The organism is Rhodoferax sp. ZS1R8, from assembly GCF_056521325.1.
Window position 1 is genome coordinate 549,071 of record NZ_JBWMBA010000002.1, and the last position, 20,673, is coordinate 569,743.

The window sequence follows — 20,673 nt, forward strand, 5'->3', positions numbered from 1 at the left end:
CAGTCCGCTATGAAAGTCAAAGCAAACGGTATCGACATCGAAGTCGAAGACACCGCCGAAATCAACCCCCAGGACACCGACGCCTACACCCGCCCCGCGGTACTGCTGATCATGGGCCTGGGCATGCAGCTCGTGGCCTGGCCACCGCAGATGGTCGAGGCGCTGGTGGATGCCGGCTTTCGCGTCATCCGCATGGACAACCGCGACATCGGCCTGAGCCAGCACTTTGACCACATGGGCAAGCCCAACATTGTGTGGGCCGGCCTGAAATACAAACTGGGCCTGAAGGTGCGAGCGCCTTACTCGCTGGAAGACATGGCGCAAGACGCGCTGGGCGTGCTCGATGCGCTGGGCGTGGAGCGTGCGCACGTGGTCGGCGTCAGCATGGGCGGCATGGTTGCCCAGCGCGTGGCCATCGCGGCACCACAGCGCGTGCTGAGCCTGACCAGCATCATGAGCAGCAGCGGTGCCAAGGGCTTGCCCCAAGCCACGCCTGAGGTGACACGGGTCTTGCTCAAGCGCCCGGCCAGCGATGCGCCTGAAGACGTCGCAGACCATTACGTGCGCTTGTTCAACGCCATAGGCAGCCCCGGCTACCCGGTGCCCGAGCCCGATATGCGCGAGCGCATCCTGAGCGGCGTGCAACGCAGCTTCCACCCCGAGGGCACGCTGCGCCAGATGCTGGCCATCGTCGCCGATACCAAGCGTGCATCGCAGCTGTCCCGCATCACCAGCCCCACGCTGGTGTTGCACGGCCGCGCCGACCCGTTGGTGCCGTTTCCCAATGGCGAAGACACGGCCGCGCGCATTCCTGGCGCCCGCCTGGTCGGCTTTGACGGCATGGGCCACGACCTGCCGCCCGAGCCGGTAGCGCAGATGCTGGATGAGTTGATCCCGCACCTGCAGGCAGCCGAGCCACCGGCACCCTACCTCGCCGGAAAGGCCGCAGCATGAGTAATAGCAACACACCCGAACAATCGCAGCTGGGCAAAAGCTCTGCCTATATCGATCAGTACGACGCGTCGCTGCTGTTTCCGATCCCGCGCGCCGGCAAAAGGGCCGAGATTGGCATTGCCGGTGCGCCCTCATTTTTTGGTGCCGACATGTGGACCGCGTTCGAGCTGAGCTGGCTGAACCTGCGCGGCAAACCGCAGGTGGCTCTGGTGCACTTCACGGTGCCCTGCGAGTCGCTGAACATCGTCGAGAGCAAATCTTTCAAGCTTTACCTGAACAGCTTCAACAACACGCGTTTTGCTGATGCGGATGCCGTCAAGGCGCGGCTGCGCGCAGACATCACCGAGGCCGTCTGGCGAACTGATGGCGAGCCGGTGAAGGCCCCTACTACCATCGGCGTAACGGTGGTGCCCGCCGACCAGTTTGACCGCGAGCCGGTGCATGAGTTGGATGGTCTGAAGCTGGACCGGTTGGACATCGAATGCACGCAGTACACGCCTGCCCCGCAGCTGCTGACGGTGACGCCAGATGAGCAGCCGGTGTCCGAGGTGTTTGTCAGCAATCTATTGAAGAGCAACTGCCTGGTGACCGGCCAGCCCGACTGGGGCAGTGTGCAGATCAGCTACAGCGGTGACCAGATCGAGCAGGGTGGCCTGCTGCAGTACATCGTCAGCTACCGCAACCACAATGAGTTCCATGAGCAGTGCGTGGAGCGCATCTTCATGGACATCTGGACGCGCTGCAAGCCCACCCGGCTTACGGTGTATGCACGCTACACACGCCGTGGCGGGCTGGACATCAACCCGTTTCGTACCAGCCATCCGCAGGCGCTGCCGCGCAATGTGCGTACGGCGCGGCAATAGCATCGGTCTGAAATTTGCTATATAAATCGTAGCGGCTTACGCTCTGTGCACGAGGGCTCCAGCCCGATTTCTTATAAATGCACCAGCTCGGCCGCCGGTGCCGGGTGGCCAAACAGGTAGCCTTGAAAAGCATCACAACCCAGTTCGGCCAAGCGGTTGCGCTGTGCGGCGGTCTCTACGCCTTCGGCAATCACGGTCAGGCCCAGGCTGTGGCCCAGTGCGACGACAGAACGGGCCACGCTGGCGTCGCCCGGCCGGGTCAGCAGCGCATGCACAAAGGATTTGTCGATCTTCAACTGGTCCAGCGGCAGGCGCTGCAGGTGCAGCAGCGATGAGTAGCCGGTACCAAAGTCGTCCAGCGAAAAGCCTACTCCCAGCGCCTTGATGGCGTGCATCTTGGCGCGTGTCTCGCTGCTGTCGTTCATCAGCATGCTCTCGGTCAGCTCCAGCTTCAGCCGTTGGGCATTGGCGCCTGTGCGCTGCAGTGCGGTGGCGATTTGTGTGACAAAGCCTTCGTCGTCAAACTGGCTGCGGCCAATGTTGATGGCCAACGTCCAGTGCGCCGTGGCCTGCTGCTGGCCCCACAGGGCCAACTGGCTGCAGGCCGTGTCCAGCACCCATTGCCCCAGCAACTGCCCCACGCTGGTCTGCTCGGCCAGTGCGATGAATTGCGCTGGCGGCACCAGGCCGCGCGTGTTGTGGTTCCAGCGCAGCAGGGCCTCGGCGCCGATCGGCACGCCCTGCACATCCACCTGGAACTGGTAAAGCAGCACAAACTCTTGCCGGGCCAAACCGCGGCGCATGTCCTGCTCTAGCAGCGCATGGGCGCTGGCCTTGGCCTGCATCGCAGGGTCGAAAAAGCGGGCGGTGTTGCGGCCACCCGCCTTGGCCTGGTACATGGCCAGATCGGCCTTCTTCAGCAGCGCTTCGGTGCTCTCCTGGTCGCCCTTGAAGACGGTGATACCGATGCTGGGCGTGCTCTCGTGGTGGTGCCAGCGCAGCGCGTAGGGCTGGTTTAGTGCGGCCAATATCTTGTTGGCCACCACCTCGGCATCGGCGGCGCTCTCTACCGCGGTCGGGCTCAGGCCCTCCAGCAGCACGACGAATTCGTCACCGCCCAACCGCGCCACGGTGTCGCCCTCGCGCACGCAGGTCTTCAGCCGGCTCGCGACCTGTTTGAGCAGCGCGTCGCCAAGGTCGTGGCCCAGTGTGTCGTTGAGCAGCTTGAAGTGGTCCAGGTCGAGAAACATCAGCGCGCCACGCTGGCCGGAGCGGGCCGACGTCATCAGCGCCTGCTTGAGACGGTCCATCAGCAGCCGGCGGTTGGGCAACTGGGTCAGCGGGTCGTAAAAGGCCAGGCGTTGGATTTCTTCCTCCTGCTGGCGGCGCTGCGTGATGTCGCGTATCACGCCAACAAAGGTGGGCCGGTCTGGGCGGGCAATCTTGGAGACCGACAGGCTGATCGGGAAAATGCTGCCGTCCTTGCGCTTGCCCATTAACTCGCGCGGCGTGCCAACCAGGTAGTTGGAGCCGGTGTGTTTGAACAGCTGCATCTGCTGGTCGTGGTCGCCGCTGTAGGGCTCGGGCAGCAGCATGCCCACGCTGTGGCCCAGCAGTTCATCGACGGTGTAGCCGAAGAGTTTGACGGCGGCCTTGTTGACGGATTCAATATGCCCGCGCTTGTTGATGGTCAGCACGCCATCCAGCATATTGTCCAGAATGCTCAGCGTGTGCAGGGCTGTCTCTTGCAGTGAATGGGCATCTGCCAGATGCTGGCTTTGTGCATCGGCACTAGCGCATGCGCAGGCCTTGTGCAGCATCAGACAGCGGCTTTGCGCATCCTTGGCAAAGCAGAGAGTGGGCGAACCGTGCGCGGTCAATTCGGGCAGGTGTTTCTGCCCCGGCGGCACCACCGGATTTTTTTGCATGCAAATACCCCTATCGGGTTTGTTAACCCGAGACCATCGCGGATGAAACCACGATTTGGGGTATTTGTACAGACCCCGCCGCGGCCCAGTGCCGTGCGTGCTTAGGGAAAAACTATTGGCCCAGATCCACGAAGCGTGCCAGCGGGGTCAGCGCCGGGAAGTCGCCGGTGGCCTTGGTCTTCATGGCCTTGACCGACTCCATGACATGGCGGTTGCTCCAGATGGCGCCTTGCAGCCAGCCCATTTGTTTCAACGAGTCGTCTACCGAATGGTCACGTGCGTAGTGGATGGCCTGCTTGGTGCCCCAGATGGCGACCGGGGGTTTGGACGCAATCTCGGCTGCGCACTGCAGCGCCGCAGCCAGCATGCTTTCTTCAGAGTCAAAGATGGCGTTGACCAGGCCGTATTGCAGCGCGCGGTCTGCGCCCAGGCGCCGGCCGGTGTAGGCCAGCTCCTTGACTACGGCCAGCGGGATGAGTTTGGGCAGGCGCTGCAGCGTACCCACGTCGGCCACCATGCCGATGTTGATCTCCTGGATGCAGAAGAAGGTCTGCGGCGTGGCATAGCGTATGCAGCAGGCGGTGATCATGTCCACCGCGCCGCCGATGCAGCCGCCCTGTATGGCCGCAATCACCGGTATGCGCAGGGTCTCGAGCTTGGTGAAGGTGGCCTGCATGTCGCCCAGCATGTCAAAGATGGCGGCGCGGCCTTCGGGGCTTTGGTCGTCCATCTGAATGGCGCCGGCAAAGGTCTCCAGCGCCATGCCGGCGCTGAAGTGTTTGCCCGTGCTGCTGATGACCAGGGCGCGTGCTGCACCGTCGTGGTGCAGGTGGGTCAGCACCGCATCCAGCTCACGCCAGAACGTGGGGTGCATGGTGTTCATCGCGTCGGGCTTGTTCAGCACCAGGTGGGCGATGTGGTTGGTGGTGGTCAGGGTGAAGCAGGTGAGGTTTGGTGTTGTCATGGGTGGACTCCGGGTAATTTGCGGCTACTTTAGTGCATGGCTGGCTTCGTGCCTGTCGCGGCGGCTCAGGGTGGCCGGCTGTTTTGCTCCGTGTCCCCCGCGCTGCGCGCTCCTCCTTTACCTGCGCAAAACAGCCAGCCACCCTGAGCCGCCGGTGGCGTGGCTTTGGGGGACGCGGTTTGCAAGCCGCTCTAGCTACTCGGAGCGCGAGGCAGGGGTAGGCCTTTTGCGCAGGTAAAGGAGGAGCCCGCAAAGCGGGCGGGGGACACGGAGCAAAAGGTCTACCCCTGCCTCGCGCGGGCCCAGCTACACAGCCAGCACCCCCTAAAAAAGCCACCCCGTCCGCTCCTCCGCTGCTTCCAATCCGATAGCTGCTTGTGGTCTATCCACGAGGGCTAGCGACTTGTTTCTCTTGAAGCTCAGCAGAGCATCATCAACACCCAACAGCGCCCCCATGCGCACACCCAGCAAACGCAGCCGTTTCTGCAACGGCGCACGTTTCAGGCATAAGCCCGCGACCCGCCGTATCTCCCTGGCGTCGTTGATGTGGTGCTCTACCGTGATGTCGCGCGTGACGGCGGTGAAGTCTTCGAACTTGATCTTGATGCCGATCGTCTTGCCCACATACCCCTTGCGCTGCAGGTCGCTGGCCAGTTGTTCGCACAGGCGCGTGAAGATGGCGCCCAGCTCGGCTTTGTCGCGCACCGCGTGCAGGTCGCGTTCAAACGAAGTTTCGCGACTGATGCTGACCGGCTCGCTCTCCAGCACGATGGGCCGATCGTCTAGCCCGTGGGATGCCGCATGCATCCAGGCACCGGTGCGCTGGCCAAACGTGTCCCTCAGCCATTGCAGATCCTTTGCGGCTAGCTGGCCAATGGTTTCTATGCCGTGGCGCTTCAGTTTCTCATCCGCCTTTGGGCCGATGCCGTTGATCTTGCGGCAGGCCAGCGGCCAGATTTGCGTTTCCAAATCCTTCTCGTAGACGATGGCGATGCCGTTGGGCTTGTTGAATTCGCTGGCCATTTTCGCCAGTAGCTTGTTGGGCGCCACGCCGACTGAGCAAGTCAGACCCGTCGCCTCAAAAATGCTTTTCTGGATCAGCCGCGCCAGCACGCGCCCGCCTTCGCGCTGGCCGCCGGGCACGTCTGTGAAGTCGATGTACACCTCGTCTACGCCCCGGTCTTCCATCAGCGGGGCGATGTCGGTGATGATGCCTTTGAACAGGCGCGAGAACTTGCGGTATTCCTCAAAGTCCACCGGCAACAAAATCGCCTGTGGGCATAGCTTGGCGGCCTTCATCAGGCCCATGGCCGAGCCTATGCCGAACTGGCGCGCGGCGTACGTGGCGGTGGTGATGACGCCGCGCCCGGTGTAGCTGTGCAGCCGGGCAAAAGCGTCTATCGGTATGCGTTTGAGGGCGGCACGCTGTGCGGCGGCGTCCCAGGGTGGTTCAGGTTCAGAAGGATCGGCGTCTGCCAAGTCTTGCGCGCGCAAGGATTCCAGCGCGTCTTGTATCGCCTTGCACCCCGCGGCAATGACGACCGGCAGACCCTTGAGCTGCGGGTAACGCAGCAGCTCCACCGACGCGTAGAACGCGTCCATGTCCAGGTGGGCAATGCGCCGCACCGGCATCATCAGCCATCGGAATTGATCTGGTTGACCAAAGCGCCCAGCACGTCTTCGGCTTGCTCGTTGTCAACCTGGCATGTGCCGGCAGCATTGTGGCCACCACCGCCGTACTGCAGCATCAGCTCGCCCACATTGGTCTTGCTGCTGCGGTCCAGAATCGACTTGCCGGTGGCAAATACCGTATTCTGTTTTTGCACACCCCACACCACATGGATGGAGATATTGCACTGCGGGTACATCGCATAAATGAGGAACCGGTTGGCAGCGAAGATGGTCTCTTCGTTGCGCAGGTCCAGCACCACCAGGTTTTTGTGCACGGTGGCGCAGCGCTCGATCTGTTCGCGGGCACGTGCGGCGTGGTCGAAATACAGGTCGACCCGTTCAATCACGTCTGGCAGTTGCAGGATGTCAGCGATGCCGTGGTTGCGGCAGTATTGGATCAGGTCCATCATCAGCTGGTAATTGCTGACGCGGAACTCGCGAAAACGGCCCAGTCCGGTGCGCGAATCCATCAGGTAGTTCAGCAGCACCCAGTCGGTGGGTTCCAAGATTTCTTCGTGGCTGAACTGCGCCGAATCGGCCTTGTCCACCGCCACCATCATGTCGTTGCTGATGTTGGGAAAAGCCTTGGCGCCACCGTAGTAGTCGTACACCACACGCGCCGCCGACGGGGCGTGGGGCGAGATGATGTGGTTGGGGCGATCGCCGGTGTTGCGTATGGTCTCCGACTCATGGTGGTCAAAGGCCAGATGGGCCGCTGCCACATACGGCAGGTTGGTCGTGATGTCGCGGCTGGTGATGTCGATCTTGCCGTCCTGCATGTCCTTGGGGTGGACGAACTTGATGTCGTCAATCAGGTCCAGTTCATTGAGCAGCACCGCGCAGACCAGGCCATCAAAGTCGCTTCGGGTCACCAGACGGAATTTGCTTGCGCTCATGGGAAAATCCTTTGCGGGGCGGTCAGGTGGATGGAAAAAAACAATTCATCCTAACGCAAAAAAATGACCCGGCAGATATTCCCCTGCGATCCGTGCGCCCGTGGCGTCACACCGGGTAGCTGCCTGGCAGCAACATGCTTTTGTCCACCTGTGCGATGCTCGATTTGCCGCACAGCGCCATGCTGATATCCATTTCCTTGCGGATGATTTCCAGTGCCTTGGTGACGCCGGCCTCACCCATGGCCCCCAGACCGTAGATGAAGGAGCGGCCGATGTAGACGCCCTTGGCGCCCAGGGCCAATGCCTTCAGCACATCCTGGCCGCTACGGATGCCGCCGTCCATGTGCACCTCGATCTGGCTGCCCACGGCGTCCACGATCGCCGGTAATGCCTGTATCGACGATTCGGCACCGTCCAGCTGGCGCCCACCGTGGTTGGAGACGATGATGGCGTCGGCGCCGCTGGCCACTGCCAGCTTGGCGTCTTCCACGTCTTGTATGCCTTTGAGGATCAGCTTGCCGCCCCAGCGCTCCTTGATCCAAGCCACGTCGGCCCAGTTCAGCGTGGGGTCAAACTGCTTTGCCGTCCATTCGGACAGTGACCCCATGTCGTCCACGCCGCTGACGTGGCCGATGATGTTGCCAAAGCCCCGGCGCTGCGTGCCCAGCATGCCCATCGCCCACTGCGGCTTGGTCATGATGTTGGCGATGTTCTTCAGCGTGAGCTTGGGCGGTGCGGAGAGGCCGTTCTTGATGTCCTTGTGGCGCTGGCCCAGGATTTGCAGGTCCAGCGTCAGCACCAGGGCCGAGCACTTGGCGGCACGGGCGCGTTCGATCAGGCGTTCGATGAAGCTGCGGTCGCGTGTCACATAGACCTGGAACCAGAACGGGTGGTTGCCGGTGCCGGCGGCCACGTCTTCTATGGAGCAGATGCTCATCGTGGACAGCGTGAAAGGCACGCCGAAGGCCTTGGCAGCATGGGCCGCCTTGATTTCTCCGTCGGCATGCTGCATGCCGGTCAGGCCCACGGGTGCCAGGGCCACCGGCATGGCCACGGGTTGGCCGACCATGGTGCTGGTCGTGCTGCGGTTGTCCACATTGACGGCCACGCGCTGTCGGAACTTGATCTTCTGGAAATCAGACTCATTGGCGCGGTAAGTCCCCTCGGTCCACGAGCCGGAGTCGGCATAGTCGTAAAACATGCGGGGCACACGCTTTTGCGCCAGCACGCGCAGGTCTTCGATGGTGGTGATGGGTGTCGCCATGGCTTGTCTCCTGGTATGGGTCACGATAGTAGCCCCCCGGCAGCAGGGGCATGCGTGAAATCCGCTTGCGGCAGTTTGAAATATTTTGATGGCATGGGCTAGACTGACCCAGCGTTACCAGGCGCCCCAAAGCGGGGCGGTCAACCCGGGCATAGCGCGTCAATGGAGCAGCAATATGGTCTTGTGGGGTGCAATCTGGGGGGGCATTCTTGGGTTTTGCCTGGATCGGCACGACGAAGGGTTTGGGCTCTTCATGGGCGCGGTGTTGGGTGCCATTGCTGGGTTTACGTTGCGCCGTGCCGTGCGCAAGGCGGCGCGTGTGGCCGCACTCGAAGTGATGGCCGAGCAGCAGCCCACGGTGCCGTTACCGCAGCCCGTTGCGCCGTCACTTCAAGCTGTATCAACACCACCGGGGCCTGCGCCAACGCCGGTAGCCCCGTCCGCCGCCGCAGCGGTGGGCGTCATTTCCGAAACTGACTGGAGCGTGGACATGCCCATCCACGTGCCGCGCGCGGCATTGGAGGACGACGGCAGCGTGCCATCGGAGTTTGGAGACACGCAGTCGGGCTTTGCCGCTGCAGCCGGTAAACGCGACCCCGTCCAGACGGAATTCCCGACCGTGCAGACGCCCGATGGGGTGAGCCGCGCCATAGGTGCCGCGCGCGATTGGCTGCTGGGTGGCAACACCATCGTGCGCATGGGTGTGCTGGTGCTGTTTGTCGGCCTGGCCTTCCTGGCCAAGTACGCGATAGACAACGCTATGCTGCCGCCCGAGTTGCGCCTTGCTGCCATTGGCGCGGCGGGTATTAGCCTGTTTGTCTTTGGCTGGAGGATGGTGCCCGACCGCCCGGGTTATGCGATGAGCTTGCAGGGAGCCGGCGTCGGTGTGCTCTACCTGACGGTGTTTGCGGCCTTCAGGCTGTACCAGTTTTTGCCGGCCGGTGCGGCATTTGCAGTACTGGCCCTGGTGTGCGCGTTTTCCACGGCGATCGCGCTCTTGCAAAACGCGATGCCGATGGCTTTCATCGGTTTTGCTGGTGCATTTGCAGCACCCATTCTGCTGTCCACAGGCCAGGGCGACCATGTAGGGTTGTTCAGCTACTACCTGTTGCTGGGTGCCGCCATAGCGGGTGTGGCTTGGGTCAAGGCCTGGCGGGCGTTGAACCTGTTGGGCTTCTTTGCGACCTTTGGCGTGGCCACGGCATGGGGCGCGCTGAAGTACCAGCCCGAGCAGCTGGCCAGCACCGAGCCTTTCCTGATAGCCTTCTTTGTACTCTACCTGGCCGCCAGCCTGATGTATGCGACGCGCCACGGGCTGCAGCCCAAACAGGCGGTCGATGCCACGCTGATTTTTGGCGTGCCGCTGGTGGCATTTGGCTTGCAGGCCCGTCTGGTGCACGAAGTGGAATACGCCACCGCTTTCTCGTCACTGGCCATGGGCGCCATTTACCTGGCCTTGGGTTGGTGGGCTTTGAAGCACAAAGACTCTGGCAAGGACGGCGGCGTCGGCCAGTGGCTGGCCGAATGTTTTGTCGCGCTGGGTCTGGGCTTTGCGACGCTGGCCGTGCCCTTGGCGCTGGACGCACGCTGGACCACGGCCGTGTGGGCGGCCGAGGGTGCCGCCGTGTACTGGATGGGCAAGCGCCAGGACCGCTGGCTGGCCCGGTTGGCAGGCTTGGCGCTGCAGCTGTTTGCGGCGCTGAGCTTCATGAAATCTTTTGACACGGTGCAGGTATCCAACTGGCCGATCGCCAACCCGGCCTTTATTGGCGCCGTGCTGCTGGCCCTCTCCGCGCTGGTGATTGCCTACTGGTCGCGGCCGCCGGACGCGGCGCCCGATGTGCCGCCCGCCACGCCCTTTGTGGCGCTGGAAAACGGCCTGTCGCCGGTGCTGTTCTGGGTTGGCTTCTTGTGGTGGCAGTTTGCGCTGGGCCATGAGATCGAGCGTGGCGCGGTCAATGCAGACGGTCTGTGGACGCCGGTGTTCAGCAGCACGCTGCAGGCTTATCTGGAGATGTTGGCCTGGCTGGGCAGCGCCTGTCTGGCCCACCGCTTTGCGCTGCCGACGCGGCCACGGCCGTGGGCGGTGGCCGCCTCGCCGGCCTGGTTCTCGCTGCCCGTCATGGGGGTCGTTGCGCTGCAAGGCGTCATGGGCCTGCACCACGTGTTCCAGTCCTGGGGTTGGCTGGTGTGGCCGCTGGCGCTGGTGCTGCATTTTGCGACGCTCAAGCAGCTGGACAGCCTGCCGCCGCGGCGCTGGTGGTCGTGGGTGCACAGCGGGGGTGTGTGGTTGATGGTGCTGTTGGTCGGCAACGTGATCGTGTGGGCCGTGCAGCAGGCGCAGTTGCAGGGCACGGCCTGGGCCAGCGTGATCTGCCTGGTAGCCGGCGTGGTGGTGCTGTTGGCGTTGGGCCAGCCCGCGCTGTATGCGCCGCAGGGCCGCCTGCGCACCCGGTGGCCGCTGGACCGCTTCGCCGATGCCTACCTGTGGCGCGCTGCCGCGCCGCTGGCCGTGTGTGTGGCGCTCGGCGCGGTGCTGGTGGCGGTGCATTCCAATGGCAACGCCAGGCCCTTGCCCTATGTGCCGCTGCTCAACCCGACCGACATCACGGTGGCGCTTGCCTTGGCGGCGTGCAGCCTGTGGCTGGTGCGTGTGCGCCGCAGTGATATTGCTGCGCCGCAGGGCATCCACAGCGCACGGTGGACCCTTGTGCTGGCGGCCTTGAGCTTTATCGTCTTCAACACGGTGTGGCTGCGCGTCGTGCACCACTGGGCCGGTGTACCCTGGGATGCGGACCAGCTGTTCGCATCTTTCCTGGTACAGACCGGATATTCCATTTTGTGGACGCTGCTGGCCATGGCGCTGATGCTGGTGGCGCACCGCCGCCATGCGCGGCCGCTGTGGACCGGCGGTGCCACGCTGCTGGGCCTGACGGTGGCCAAATTGTTCTTGGTGGATTTGTCCAACCGCGGGGGCTCCGAGCGCATCGTTGCCTTCATCGCGGTGGGTGTTTTGATGCTGGTGGTGGGCTACTTTGCGCCCATTCCGCCGGTGGCTTTGGCTGACGATAGGGAGAAGACGGCATGAGTGGCAAGACTGCGCGCACGCGTATTAGGGGGCTGGCGGTATCTGCGTGGGTGCTGCTGGCCTGCGGGGCATCGGGCTTGGCGGTAGCGGATACACCTGCGCAAGCTGGCGACTTTGCATGGCGTGCCAATTTGACGCTGCCCACCGGGGCCAGCCTGGCACGCGTTGAATTGCCGGTGCAAGCGCTGCAGGGCATGCGCAGTGGGGCCGCCAACGATGTGCGCGTGTTCAATGCGGCCGGTGCCGTAGTGCCTTTTGCGCTGCTGGGCGGTGCGGACCTGGCCCGCAGGGCACCGTTTGCGCAAACCGTCAGCTACAAGGCCTACCCGTTGTTCTCGACCAGTGGCGATATCAAACCCACGCGTGGCGCCGTCGAGGTGCGCATCGACAACGGCGAGCAACGCACCAGTGCCTGGGTGCGCTGGGACCGGCCCGACATGAAGACCAGCGCCGCCGATGCCGCCGTGTCCGCACAGCCGCTGCAGGCCGCACTGTTTGACCTGCGCAGCGAGAAGCAGACCCTGGCCGCGCTGGACCTGGTGGTGGACATGCCGCACAACGCGCTGGTGCATGTCTCGGTTGCCAGCAGCACCGATCTGCTGGAGTGGACGCCGGTGGCTACCAAGGGCCCGCTGTTCCAGTTTGACGGCGGCGACGCGCCTGCCAACACCACGCTGGATCTGGTGCAACCGTTGCAGCCCCAAGGCCGCTACCTGCGCCTGTCGTGGCCCGGACAGGCCGGCGTGAAGCTGCGCGCACTGACTGGCACGGTGGCTGCATCGCAGACGGTGGCGCCGCCGGCGCGGGCCGCCCTGCCAGTCGGCACGCCGGATGGCAACGGCGCACTGACGTGGACCCTGCCGTTTGCCACACCCATTGCCGCGCTGCACTTGCAAGCCGTGCAAAACAACAGCCTGGTGCCGGTGCGTATCCTGGGCCGTGGTGAGGCCTCACAACCCTGGCGTACGCTGGCGTCCAGCGTGGTGTACCGGCTGGACGGCGTGGGGCAGGGCGGCAGCAACCCGGCCACCGCCTTGTACGGCGCGTCGCTGCACAGCCTGCGCGTTGAGGCGGGCAAGGGCATGGCGCTGCCGGCCGGCGGCCTGCAGGCTACGGTGGAATTTGCGCCGCTGCAGGTGGCTTTTCTTGCATCGGGTGCCGGGCCGTTTACGCTGGCCGTAGGCCGGCCCAACACACCCGCTGCGGCGGTAGACGCTTCGCTGCTGGGCTCAGTGACGCCAGCCAAGCTGGCCGAGCTGCCGCTGGCTACCGTGTCCAATGTGGTCGTGCGGGCCCAGGCCACTGGCGGCCTGGACGGCGCTGCGTCGCGCTGGCTGCCCGATAGCGTGTCCTTGCGCAGCGTGCTGCTGTGGGTGGTGCTGGGTGTTGGCGTGCTGGCGCTGGGCGCCGTGGCGTATTCGCTGCTGCGCGAGATGGCGGCCAAATCTTAGTGGTCAAATCGGCCGCTAGCCCTCGCGGAGTGAGCGTAAGCAGCTCCTGATTTGATAGCGAAGAAAAAGTAGCCACTGAAACTAAAGGTATGCCAGCGCACGGACCGCTCTTCGATGCGTCCGCGATCATGAATCGGCCCGTGGCTGCGGTCTGCTGGTATCAGGCCAAAAACAAAGCCGCCAGGGCCAGCACCGCAGGCACAGTTTGCACGAACAGGATGCGGATCTGCACGGTGATTGCCCCCCACACACCCGCCACCGCTACGCAGCCCAGGCCGTAAATGGTGAACGCTGTTGCGGTGGCGGGGTGGGGAATCAGGAAGCCAAGGGCCAGCGCCACAGCCAAGAAGCCGTTGTAGCAACCCTGGTTGGACATGGCGGGCCGCATGATGTCGGCTTGCTCCTTGCTCAAGCCAAATACCTTGCGGCCGCGGGTCGGAAACAGCACGGTTTCCAACAGGAAGATGTAAATATGGATGAAGAGTACGAGTCCGGCGAGTACTTTGGCGGCGAGCAACATGGTGAAGGTCCTTGGTTAGCAGGGGATAGAAGATATCCTGCGATTTGGAAAGTATGTAGAATACATAATTACGTTATGTTTAAAAGTCACCTATGCGACAGCTAGCCCATCGTTCTCTGAAAACTGCCTCCGTGCAAGCCATCGGTGCGGTGACTGAAAGCTCGCCCATGGTCACCGCCGCTCCAGCAGACGGCCGCAAGGCCAATGCCGCTTTTACGCAGGCCGCGCTGCGCGCCGTGGGCCGCAGATTGTTTGGCCAGTTGGGTTACGAGGCCACATCGCTGGGCGCCATCTGCGCCGAGGCGGGTGTGACCACCGGCGCGCTGTACCACCACTTTGGCGACAAGAAAGGTTTGTTTGCCGCTGTTGCCGAAGAGTTGGACGAAGGCTTGGTCAAGCTGACCGCTGCCGCCCGCGCCAAGGCGCTGGCCGGTGGTGCGGATGCCTGGCAGGCTTTCATGGCCGCTATCGACGTATTTTTGCAGGCGGGTTTGAACCCTGAGGGCCGCCGCATCGGCCTGACCGACGCACCCGCGGTGCTGGGTGCGCAGGCCTGGCTGGAGATACGCGAGCGCCACGGACTGGGCGCGATGGTGCAAACGGTGCGCACGCTCCAGTCATTGGGCATGCTGCCGGCCGGCGATGTGCTGCTGCGCGCGCGGCTGATTCTGGGCCTGCTCTACGGTGCGGTCGAGGCGCTGGCCCACCAGCCCGAAGACGCCGCCCAGGCTGCCTTGGCCGAGACCCGCGCCTTGGTGCATGCCATGCTGAACGGCATGCGTGCTGGCAGTTAGGCCCAGCTAAGCCACCAGTCCCCACAGCAAGACCAGGGCGGTCGCCCACATCATCAGCGCCACCAACCCGTCCAGCGCACGCCAGATGGACGGTTTTCCCAGGCGCTGGCCCAGCCAGAAGACGGCCAGGCCCAAACCACAAAACCAGATCACTGAGCCGGCAATGGCGCCCGCGCCAAAGGCCGCATTGCCAGGCGTGCCCCAGACCAGCGACGCAGAGCCGATCAACACCGCCGTGTCCAGCCAGGCGTGGGGGTTGAGCCACGCAAAGGCTAGCGCAGCCAGCGTGGCCTGGCGCCGGGTGATGGGTTTGGTGGCCGCCGTGGACAGGGAATCGTTGGCCGCGGCAGGCCTGCGAAAGCGGGCAAACGCCTGCGCGCCATACACCAGCAGAAAGACGGCGCCACCGCCAATCATCATCGCCTTGAGCGTCGGTGACAGGCCACCCAGCTGCGCCACACCAAACACGCCCAGCGCAATCAACACCACGTCGGAAGCTATGCACAGCACCACGGTCAGCAGAACATGCTGGCCCTGCAGCCCCATGCGTATGACGTGGGTGTTTTGCGCGCCCAGCGCCATGATCAGCGACAGGCACAGGGCCAGGCCGGCGTTGAAGGCGGGTGCCATGGGCATCAGGGCGGTAAGGCTTGGCATGGATTTCCAGTGGCGAACAAAATAGCGATGGCTGAACTGTGCCTGCAGTGCTGGTGTTTGAAAATACTTTTAAATTAAACTGTTGTTGGTTAAAAAATATTTAAGCGATTGAGGGCATACATGCTGGACGGCAAACAACTGGAAGCCCTGGCCGCGGTGCTGGAGCACGGTGGCTTTGGCCCGGCGGCCAGCGCACTGAACCTGAGCCTGGCGGCCGTGTCCCTGCGCATCAAGAGCCTGGAGGCCACGCTGGGCCAGCGGCTGCTGGTGCGCGGCAAGGTCGTGCGTGCCACGGCGGCCGGCCAGGCCCTGCTGGCCCACATCAAACAGCTGCGGCTGATGGAGGCCGATTTGTTGGCCGACGGCGCCACGCTGCAGGGCCAGGACAGGCAATGGCAGCGCCTCAGCATCGCGGTGAATGCCGACTCGCTGTCCAGCTGGTTGCTGCCCGGCGTGGCCCCTGCCTTGGCACGCCACCATCTGCTGCTGGATGTGGTGATAGACGACCAGGAGCATACGCACGAGGCGCTGAAGAGTGGCGATGTCGTGGCCTGTGTCAGCACCCACCCTACGCCGATGCGCGGCTGTGTGGCAGAGCCATTGGGCGTGATGCGCTACCGCTGCGTGGGCTCACCGGCGCTGGTGCGCAAGTGCCAGACCAAGACGGGCGCGGTGTCACCCCACCGCCTGCTGGCCACACCGGCTGTCATCTTCAACCGCAAGGACGGCTTGCAAGACCAGTTTTTGCTGCAGCACTTTGGTTTGCAGACCCCCCAGTACCCACGCCACTTTGTGCCCGCAGTCGACGCGTTTGAGAGCGCGCTGGCCAACGGCATGGGCTGGGGCATGGTGCACGAGCTGCACCTGGCCGCACGCACGGACCGTTTTCCGCTGGTGGAGATGTTGCCCGGCAGCGCGGTGGACATACCGCTGTACTGGCACCACTGGGCACGCGAGCCCGCCGCAGCGCAGCGCCTGACACAGGCCGTCAAGCTTGCGGCCCAGGCCCTAAGCCCGTAGCGGGCCGCGCCACTGCTGCCACCAGCCGCCGCCAAAGCGGTTGATCAGCAGGCCCGCCAAAATGCAGGCCATGGCCAGCCATTTGTAGCCGGGCAGCGTCTCGCCAAACAGTAGCACCGAGCCCAGCATGCCAAACACCGGCACAAACAGCGTTAGGGGCGCTACGGTGGAGACGGGGTATTTTTTGAGCAGACCGTTCCACACCGCATAACCCAACAGCGTCGTGGGGTAGACCTGGAACACGATGGAGAAAACGGCCGTGGCATCGATGCTGACCAGCGCGTGTGCAATGCGTTCTGGCCCGGCAAACCCATACGACAACAGCAGCAAGGGCAGGGGCGCGACCAGGCTTGACCACACCATAAAACCAAACATGCTCGCAGGCTTGCCGCGTTTGACAACCAGGTTGGCTGCAGCCCATGCCAGCGCGCCCAGGACCACCAGGCCCAGTCCCAATACCGTGGCCTGGCCCTCGGCATGGGCAAACACCAGCGCTACGCCCGAGAAGGCCACAGCCGTGCCCAACAGCATGGGTGTGCTCACCCGCTCGTGGAAGAAAAGTACTCCACCGGCCATCGTGAAGAACACCGCCACCTGCAGCACCAGAGACGCAAGCCCCGCAGACAGGCCAAAGTAAATGCCGGCATACACCGCCCCCCACTGCACCACGCCAAACAACAGGCCATAGACCACCCAGTAAGGCCACGCCACATTCGGCCTTGGCACGAAGAACACGGCTGGCAGCGCACAGAGTGCAAAACGGATAGCGGCCATCAGATTGGGGTCCAGCGTGGCCAGTCCAAGTTTGATGACGGAAAAGTTCAAACCCCATATGGCGGTGACGAGCAGGGCCAGGGCGGTGTCAAAAGGCTTCATCGTTGAATATCATTCATATGTGCTGCAGCAAAGGTGCTTGGTAGCTGCAGCAAATTGTGGGTAAATTCGCCATTACCGTCAATCGAAATCGATTGTGCAAACCAGTTAAAAGCATTCACCTGTTGCCGATGACCACCCGCATTCCACCCTTGCCCGCCCTGCGCGCGTTTGAGTCCGTAGCCCGACAGGGCAGCCTGCGCCTGGCGGCAGATGAGCTGAACGTGACCCATGGTGCGGTCAGCCACCAGATCAAGTTCTTGCAGCAGGCCTTGGGTGTGGAACTGCTGGCACGGCAAGGGCGGGGTGTGGTGCTGACGCAGGCCGGCCAACGGCTGGCGCCTGCGCTCAGCGACGCACTGGCGCGGCTGGCGCAGGTCATAGAAGCCGCCCAACCCGATGCGCAGGACAAACCCCTGCGCATCTCGGTGCTGCCATCCTTTGCGGCCAAGTGGTTGTTACCCCGCCTGTCTGCATTCATGGCTGCGCACCCCGATATCGCACTGACGTTGGACGCCAACCTCAGCGTTGTGAACCTGCACAACACCGGCATAGACCTGGCGTTTCGCTACGGCCCCGGACAATGGCCCGGCGTGCAGGCCGAGCGCCTGATGGGTGAAGAGATGCTGGCCGTGTGCAGTCCGACCTATCGCAACGGAAAACTGCCCACGCGGCCGCGGGACCTGCTGCGCCATCCCTTGCTGCGCGACGAGTCCACACGGGCCTGGCACGACTGGTTTCGTGCTGCCGGTGTCAGCGGTGCCGTGCCCAAGCTCGCGATGGCTTTTAGTGACGCCGGCCTGTTGTTGCAGGCCGCATTGGCAGGGCAGGGCGTGGCATTGGTGCGCTCGGTGCTGGCGCACGACGACATTGCGGCAGGTCGCCTGGTGCTGCTGCCGGGCCCACGCCTGCCTGCAGCCTATGCCTACTATCTGGTGACCGATCTGCGCGACACTCTGCCCGCCAAGGCCCCGGTTTTTCTGGACTGGGTGCGCGCCCAGGTCAAGGCCATGGCGCCACAGGGCTAAGCACGTCTTTCAGCGGCGGCGACTGGGCAGCTTTAGTGCACCAAGTGGCGCGCAAAAAACGCGGCGATTTTTTGGTCCACGCCGTGCATCTGGCTGCGGTCAAACCCAGGCGGGTCGTTCAGCATGTCCCCCACCAGGCCGGTAAGGCCCGGTGGCAACGGCGATAGCAGCGCTCCGTGGCCGCCGTGGGGCAGATCGGCGATGTGTTCGCAAGTGGTACAAGCCTGCAGCACGCGGTCACTGTGGAAGCGGGGCGTCAGCCAACGGTCTCCTTGCGCGGTGATCAGGCCCAGTGGCACGCGCGGTGCGGCCAAGGATGCCATATCGAAATCGGCCGCCGCAGGCACACCGGCCACCACGGCGGTCACCCGCGGGTCGGTATGGGCGTGTGGCGTGGCGTCGTCAAAGCGGTGGCGTATCACGGCCCGTGCCACCCATTGTTTGATGCCGTCCAAGATGCCACCGGTCAAGCGCGTGATCAGCCCTACGCAAGCCTGGAAGTCGTCGACCAAATTGGCCTCGCAATGCTGCTTGAAGCCTGCAGGCGACCATCGTCCGCCCGCCATCGACAGCGCCGTGTGGCCCCCGGCGGACATGCCATACATGCCTACCTGGTCTAAAGACAGCAGCGGCGCAAAGCCCGCATCGCGGCCCACGGCGTCGATCGCGCGCGACACCTCTTGCGGGCGAATGGCCCAACTGGCAGGGCCGGGGTTGCTGCCGTCCCGGCTGTTGTCGGCATGGTGCTGGGGCACAGCGACGACAAAGCCGGCTTCGACCAGGGTGCGGGCCAGGTCGGCGTGCACCCACGGTCCGCCGCCCGAACCGTGGGATATGACGACGAGCCGGCCGTTGCCGCGCTGTGGCGGCGCTTGCTCAGCCAGTTGCAGCGTGAACGGGCCACGCCGCACGGGTGCAGCAGCGGCTTGGGTGGGGTAGTACAGCGTGACGGGGCCGTCGCCCTCGACGCCCGAGATGGTGCTGAGGCCTACTTCGGCCTGGGCCCCGCCGGCGCCCAGTGTGCAGACGAGGGCCAACAGCGCAGGGCGCCCAGCCTTTGAAACGAAAGAATGCAAATGTGAAAACATAGTCCGATCCCCCAAAAACCAGCGGCGTTTTGCCGGTGGGTGGGCGGACTGTGCCGGGCAGACGAGCCAAAGTCTTGCCAAAGCCTGCATGTGCAGCTTTCGGCCAGCCGATTTCAGGAATCGGTGGTATGTTTTTTACGAAACTCGGTCGGCGTCAGGCCGGTAGCGGCTTTGAATGCCCGGTTGAACGGGCCTATGGACTGGAAGCCCGCATCCAGCGCCAGCGTCAGCACCGGCAGGTCGCGCTTGGTTGGGTCCCGCAATGCGGCCTGCACCGCGTCCAGCCTTAGGCCGTTGATGAAAGCGTTGAAATTGCGATAACCCATGCGCTGGTTGATCAGCCGGCGCAGCTTGTATTCAGGCGTCTTCAGCCGTGCGGCCAGCGTGGCCAGGCTCATATCCTCGGCCCGGTAGGCGTGCTCCACAGCCATCAGGTGTTGCAGCGCCTGGGCCAGCCGTTCCTCGGCCGGGTCGGGCGGGGGCAGGGCTTCTTCTTCTCCCGGGGCTTCGGCCACTTCGCCGGTAGGTTCCAGCGGGTTGCTCAAGGCGGTGATGTCCGGGTCAGCGACCAACGGCAAGTGCACTTCGACAGAGGCGGTAGCCGGAAACAGGTTGGAGCTGCCCAGGCGCAGCAAACGCGCAACCAGCACCGTGACGATCAGCAGCAGCGCCAAAACATCCAGCGTGGCGGTTGTACCCGTCAGCCGACCCTGCGGCGCGTCCAACCGCGCGGCCAGCATCGCCAGTGAATAGATGACACCGGTGACAACCACAAAGATGCGCAGGCGCCGGCGCTCTTCGACCAGATCGCTGTGCCAGTGCCGGGCGGCAGCCACTGCGGCCAGCACGGCAAACACCAGTGGTACCGCGCGCTGCACGCCCATCGTGACCGGCGCGAGTATCGACGCGCTGTTGGCAAGCAGCGCGCAATTGAGCCCGCTTAACGTGGCGGCCGCCAACCAAGCCACCCCATGCACCGGCCGCAGCACAAATTCGTCGTCAAACAAGGCCTGCACAAAGATCCAGAACAGCACGGCATTGCCGACCGAGACCGCCACCCACGGTGCCTGCCACAGGCGCGGCACCATGTCTTCAAACAGCGGCGTGGCACTGATGACCTGGATGCACAGGCCCAGCGCCATCGCCACGCCAATGCGTGCGGCGGCCAGGTGGGGCCTGTCCCGGCGCATCACCGCGGCCAACACAACCAGCAGCGCGATCAGCGCGCCGCGTATTGCAACGTCGGCCAGCACCAGTGGCCAGGAGCCGGCGGCCGACAAAAAATGGGCGTTGCTCAATCCCATTTGGCAAAAACCAGGGCGCTCAGACAAATACCCACGCACCACAGCAGCCAGGTCTCTCCGACGGCATAGGGGTACAGCATCAGTGCAACCCCGGTCCAGGTCAGCAGCGGCTTTGGTGCCTTGCGGCCCCGGCGGAACGCCACTATGCCGATCAGGCCGAACACGATGGCGCCAATTATGTAGGCCGTGCTGGGCAGCACAAAGCCCATGGATTGCAGTGCTTCTATTGCATTCATGGGCGCTATGGTAGTGCGCCGCAGCCCCGCGCGCCCGTGACACTAGAGACCTCAAGTATTTGTATCCACTTTAG

18 protein-coding genes are annotated in these 20,673 nt (G+C 63.8%); 7 read left to right on the plus strand and 11 right to left on the minus strand.

What is annotated here, in order from left to right:
* The first annotated feature begins 9 nt into the window (after window positions 1–9).
* Both AC097P_RS08600 and queF read left to right on the plus strand, forming a co-directional pair.
* Window positions 10–954: an alpha/beta fold hydrolase gene (locus tag AC097P_RS08600; protein ID WP_479609978.1), complete on the plus strand. Its 945-nt coding sequence runs from the start codon at window positions 10–12 to the stop codon at window positions 952–954.
* Window positions 951–1,817 (plus strand): NADPH-dependent 7-cyano-7-deazaguanine reductase QueF, encoded by an 867-nt coding sequence (gene queF, locus AC097P_RS08605; RefSeq protein ID WP_479609979.1) that lies wholly within the window; start codon window positions 951–953, stop codon window positions 1,815–1,817. Before AC097P_RS08600 ends, queF begins: the two co-directional genes overlap by 4 nt.
* A 71-nt stretch (window positions 1,818–1,888) precedes the next feature.
* On the opposite strand, the gene AC097P_RS08610 is transcribed toward queF, so the two are convergent.
* The 5 genes from AC097P_RS08610 to AC097P_RS08630 form a co-directional block, all read right to left on the minus strand.
* Window positions 1,889–3,745 (minus strand): putative bifunctional diguanylate cyclase/phosphodiesterase, encoded by a 1,857-nt coding sequence (locus AC097P_RS08610; RefSeq protein ID WP_479609980.1) that lies wholly within the window; start codon window positions 3,743–3,745, stop codon window positions 1,889–1,891.
* A gap of 112 nt (window positions 3,746–3,857) precedes the next feature.
* On the minus strand, window positions 3,858–4,709 hold the full coding sequence (locus tag AC097P_RS08615; RefSeq protein WP_479609981.1) for an enoyl-CoA hydratase-related protein: 852 nt from the start codon (window positions 4,707–4,709) through the stop codon (window positions 3,858–3,860).
* A 324-nt stretch (window positions 4,710–5,033) separates the two neighbouring features.
* Complete coding sequence (locus AC097P_RS08620; RefSeq protein ID WP_479609982.1) at window positions 5,034–6,341, minus strand: Y-family DNA polymerase; 1,308 nt, start codon at window positions 6,339–6,341, stop codon at window positions 5,034–5,036.
* A 2-nt stretch (window positions 6,342–6,343) separates the two neighbouring features.
* Window positions 6,344–7,276, minus strand: a complete 933-nt coding sequence (locus AC097P_RS08625) for an exopolyphosphatase (RefSeq protein ID WP_479609983.1) — start codon at window positions 7,274–7,276, stop codon at window positions 6,344–6,346.
* A 106-nt stretch (window positions 7,277–7,382) separates the two neighbouring features.
* Window positions 7,383–8,540 carry an alpha-hydroxy acid oxidase gene (locus AC097P_RS08630; protein WP_479609984.1) on the minus strand — a complete coding sequence of 386 codons (1,158 nt, stop codon included), beginning with the start codon at window positions 8,538–8,540 and terminating at the stop codon, window positions 7,383–7,385.
* An 88-nt stretch (window positions 8,541–8,628) separates the two neighbouring features.
* Between AC097P_RS08630 and AC097P_RS08635 the strand changes: the two genes are divergently transcribed.
* Window positions 8,629–11,628, plus strand: a complete 3,000-nt coding sequence (locus tag AC097P_RS08635; protein ID WP_479609985.1) for a DUF2339 domain-containing protein — start codon at window positions 8,629–8,631, stop codon at window positions 11,626–11,628.
* Window positions 11,625–13,079, plus strand: coding sequence for a DUF3999 family protein (locus AC097P_RS08640; RefSeq protein WP_479609986.1), 1,455 nt, complete (start codon window positions 11,625–11,627; stop codon window positions 13,077–13,079). Before AC097P_RS08635 ends, AC097P_RS08640 begins: the two co-directional genes overlap by 4 nt.
* 160 nt (window positions 13,080–13,239) lie before the next feature.
* Here the strand turns inward: AC097P_RS08640 and AC097P_RS08645 are convergent, their stop codons facing one another.
* Complete coding sequence (locus AC097P_RS08645) at window positions 13,240–13,599, minus strand: DUF1304 domain-containing protein (protein ID WP_479609987.1); 360 nt, start codon at window positions 13,597–13,599, stop codon at window positions 13,240–13,242.
* 131 nt (window positions 13,600–13,730) lie between these two features.
* On the opposite strand from AC097P_RS08645, the gene AC097P_RS08650 reads away from it, so the two are divergent.
* On the plus strand, window positions 13,731–14,393 hold the full coding sequence (locus AC097P_RS08650; protein ID WP_479609988.1) for a TetR/AcrR family transcriptional regulator: 663 nt from the start codon (window positions 13,731–13,733) through the stop codon (window positions 14,391–14,393).
* A gap of 6 nt (window positions 14,394–14,399) precedes the next feature.
* Here the strand turns inward: AC097P_RS08650 and AC097P_RS08655 are convergent, their stop codons facing one another.
* Window positions 14,400–15,050 carry a LysE/ArgO family amino acid transporter gene (locus AC097P_RS08655; RefSeq protein ID WP_479609989.1) on the minus strand — a complete coding sequence of 217 codons (651 nt, stop codon included), beginning with the start codon at window positions 15,048–15,050 and terminating at the stop codon, window positions 14,400–14,402.
* A gap of 120 nt (window positions 15,051–15,170) precedes the next feature.
* Here AC097P_RS08655 and AC097P_RS08660 point away from each other — a divergent pair, with 120 nt between their 5' ends.
* Window positions 15,171–16,070 (plus strand): HTH-type transcriptional regulator ArgP, encoded by a 900-nt coding sequence (locus AC097P_RS08660; protein ID WP_479609990.1) that lies wholly within the window; start codon window positions 15,171–15,173, stop codon window positions 16,068–16,070.
* On the opposite strand, the gene AC097P_RS08665 is transcribed toward AC097P_RS08660, so the two are convergent.
* Window positions 16,059–16,946, minus strand: coding sequence for an EamA family transporter (locus AC097P_RS08665; RefSeq protein WP_479609991.1), 888 nt, complete (start codon window positions 16,944–16,946; stop codon window positions 16,059–16,061). The genes AC097P_RS08660 and AC097P_RS08665 overlap by 12 nt on opposite strands.
* Window positions 16,947–17,074: 128 nt before the next feature.
* On the opposite strand from AC097P_RS08665, the gene gcvA reads away from it, so the two are divergent.
* Window positions 17,075–17,971: a transcriptional regulator GcvA gene (gene gcvA, locus AC097P_RS08670; protein ID WP_479609992.1), complete on the plus strand. Its 897-nt coding sequence runs from the start codon at window positions 17,075–17,077 to the stop codon at window positions 17,969–17,971.
* 32 nt (window positions 17,972–18,003) lie between these two features.
* On the opposite strand, the gene AC097P_RS08675 is transcribed toward gcvA, so the two are convergent.
* The 3 genes from AC097P_RS08675 to AC097P_RS08685 all read right to left on the minus strand — a co-directional run bounded on the left by AC097P_RS08675 (window position 18,004) and on the right by AC097P_RS08685 (window position 20,599).
* Window positions 18,004–19,059 (minus strand): alpha/beta hydrolase family protein, encoded by a 1,056-nt coding sequence (locus tag AC097P_RS08675; RefSeq protein ID WP_479609993.1) that lies wholly within the window; start codon window positions 19,057–19,059, stop codon window positions 18,004–18,006.
* A gap of 113 nt (window positions 19,060–19,172) precedes the next feature.
* Entirely contained in the window at window positions 19,173–20,363 is a 1,191-nt protein-coding gene (locus AC097P_RS08680; RefSeq protein WP_479609994.1) for an AraC family transcriptional regulator, read from the minus strand.
* Window positions 20,354–20,599 (minus strand): hypothetical protein, encoded by a 246-nt coding sequence (locus tag AC097P_RS08685; RefSeq protein ID WP_479609995.1) that lies wholly within the window; start codon window positions 20,597–20,599, stop codon window positions 20,354–20,356. Before AC097P_RS08685 ends, AC097P_RS08680 begins: the two co-directional genes overlap by 10 nt.
* Between the last annotated feature and the right edge of the window lie 74 nt (window positions 20,600–20,673).

Coding starts and splice junctions, on each gene's coding strand:
- AC097P_RS08600 (WP_479609978.1), top strand. CDS start 10: ATGAAAGTCAAAGCAAACGGTATCGACATCGAAGTCGAAGACACCGCC.
- queF (WP_479609979.1), top strand. CDS start 951: ATGAGTAATAGCAACACACCCGAACAATCGCAGCTGGGCAAAAGCTCT.
- AC097P_RS08610 (WP_479609980.1), bottom strand. CDS start 3,745: ATGCAAAAAAATCCGGTGGTGCCGCCGGGGCAGAAACACCTGCCCGAA.
- AC097P_RS08615 (WP_479609981.1), bottom strand. CDS start 4,709: ATGACAACACCAAACCTCACCTGCTTCACCCTGACCACCACCAACCAC.
- AC097P_RS08620 (WP_479609982.1), bottom strand. CDS start 6,341: ATGCCGGTGCGGCGCATTGCCCACCTGGACATGGACGCGTTCTACGCG.
- AC097P_RS08625 (WP_479609983.1), bottom strand. CDS start 7,276: ATGAGCGCAAGCAAATTCCGTCTGGTGACCCGAAGCGACTTTGATGGC.
- AC097P_RS08630 (WP_479609984.1), bottom strand. CDS start 8,540: ATGGCGACACCCATCACCACCATCGAAGACCTGCGCGTGCTGGCGCAA.
- AC097P_RS08635 (WP_479609985.1), top strand. CDS start 8,629: ATGGCATGGGCTAGACTGACCCAGCGTTACCAGGCGCCCCAAAGCGGG.
- AC097P_RS08640 (WP_479609986.1), top strand. CDS start 11,625: ATGAGTGGCAAGACTGCGCGCACGCGTATTAGGGGGCTGGCGGTATCT.
- AC097P_RS08645 (WP_479609987.1), bottom strand. CDS start 13,599: ATGTTGCTCGCCGCCAAAGTACTCGCCGGACTCGTACTCTTCATCCAT.
- AC097P_RS08655 (WP_479609989.1), bottom strand. CDS start 15,050: ATGCCAAGCCTTACCGCCCTGATGCCCATGGCACCCGCCTTCAACGCC.
- AC097P_RS08660 (WP_479609990.1), top strand. CDS start 15,171: ATGCTGGACGGCAAACAACTGGAAGCCCTGGCCGCGGTGCTGGAGCAC.
- AC097P_RS08665 (WP_479609991.1), bottom strand. CDS start 16,946: ATGAAGCCTTTTGACACCGCCCTGGCCCTGCTCGTCACCGCCATATGG.
- gcvA (WP_479609992.1), top strand. CDS start 17,075: ATGACCACCCGCATTCCACCCTTGCCCGCCCTGCGCGCGTTTGAGTCC.
- AC097P_RS08675 (WP_479609993.1), bottom strand. CDS start 19,059: ATGTTTTCACATTTGCATTCTTTCGTTTCAAAGGCTGGGCGCCCTGCG.
- AC097P_RS08680 (WP_479609994.1), bottom strand. CDS start 20,363: ATGGGATTGAGCAACGCCCATTTTTTGTCGGCCGCCGGCTCCTGGCCA.
- AC097P_RS08685 (WP_479609995.1), bottom strand. CDS start 20,599: ATGAATGCAATAGAAGCACTGCAATCCATGGGCTTTGTGCTGCCCAGC.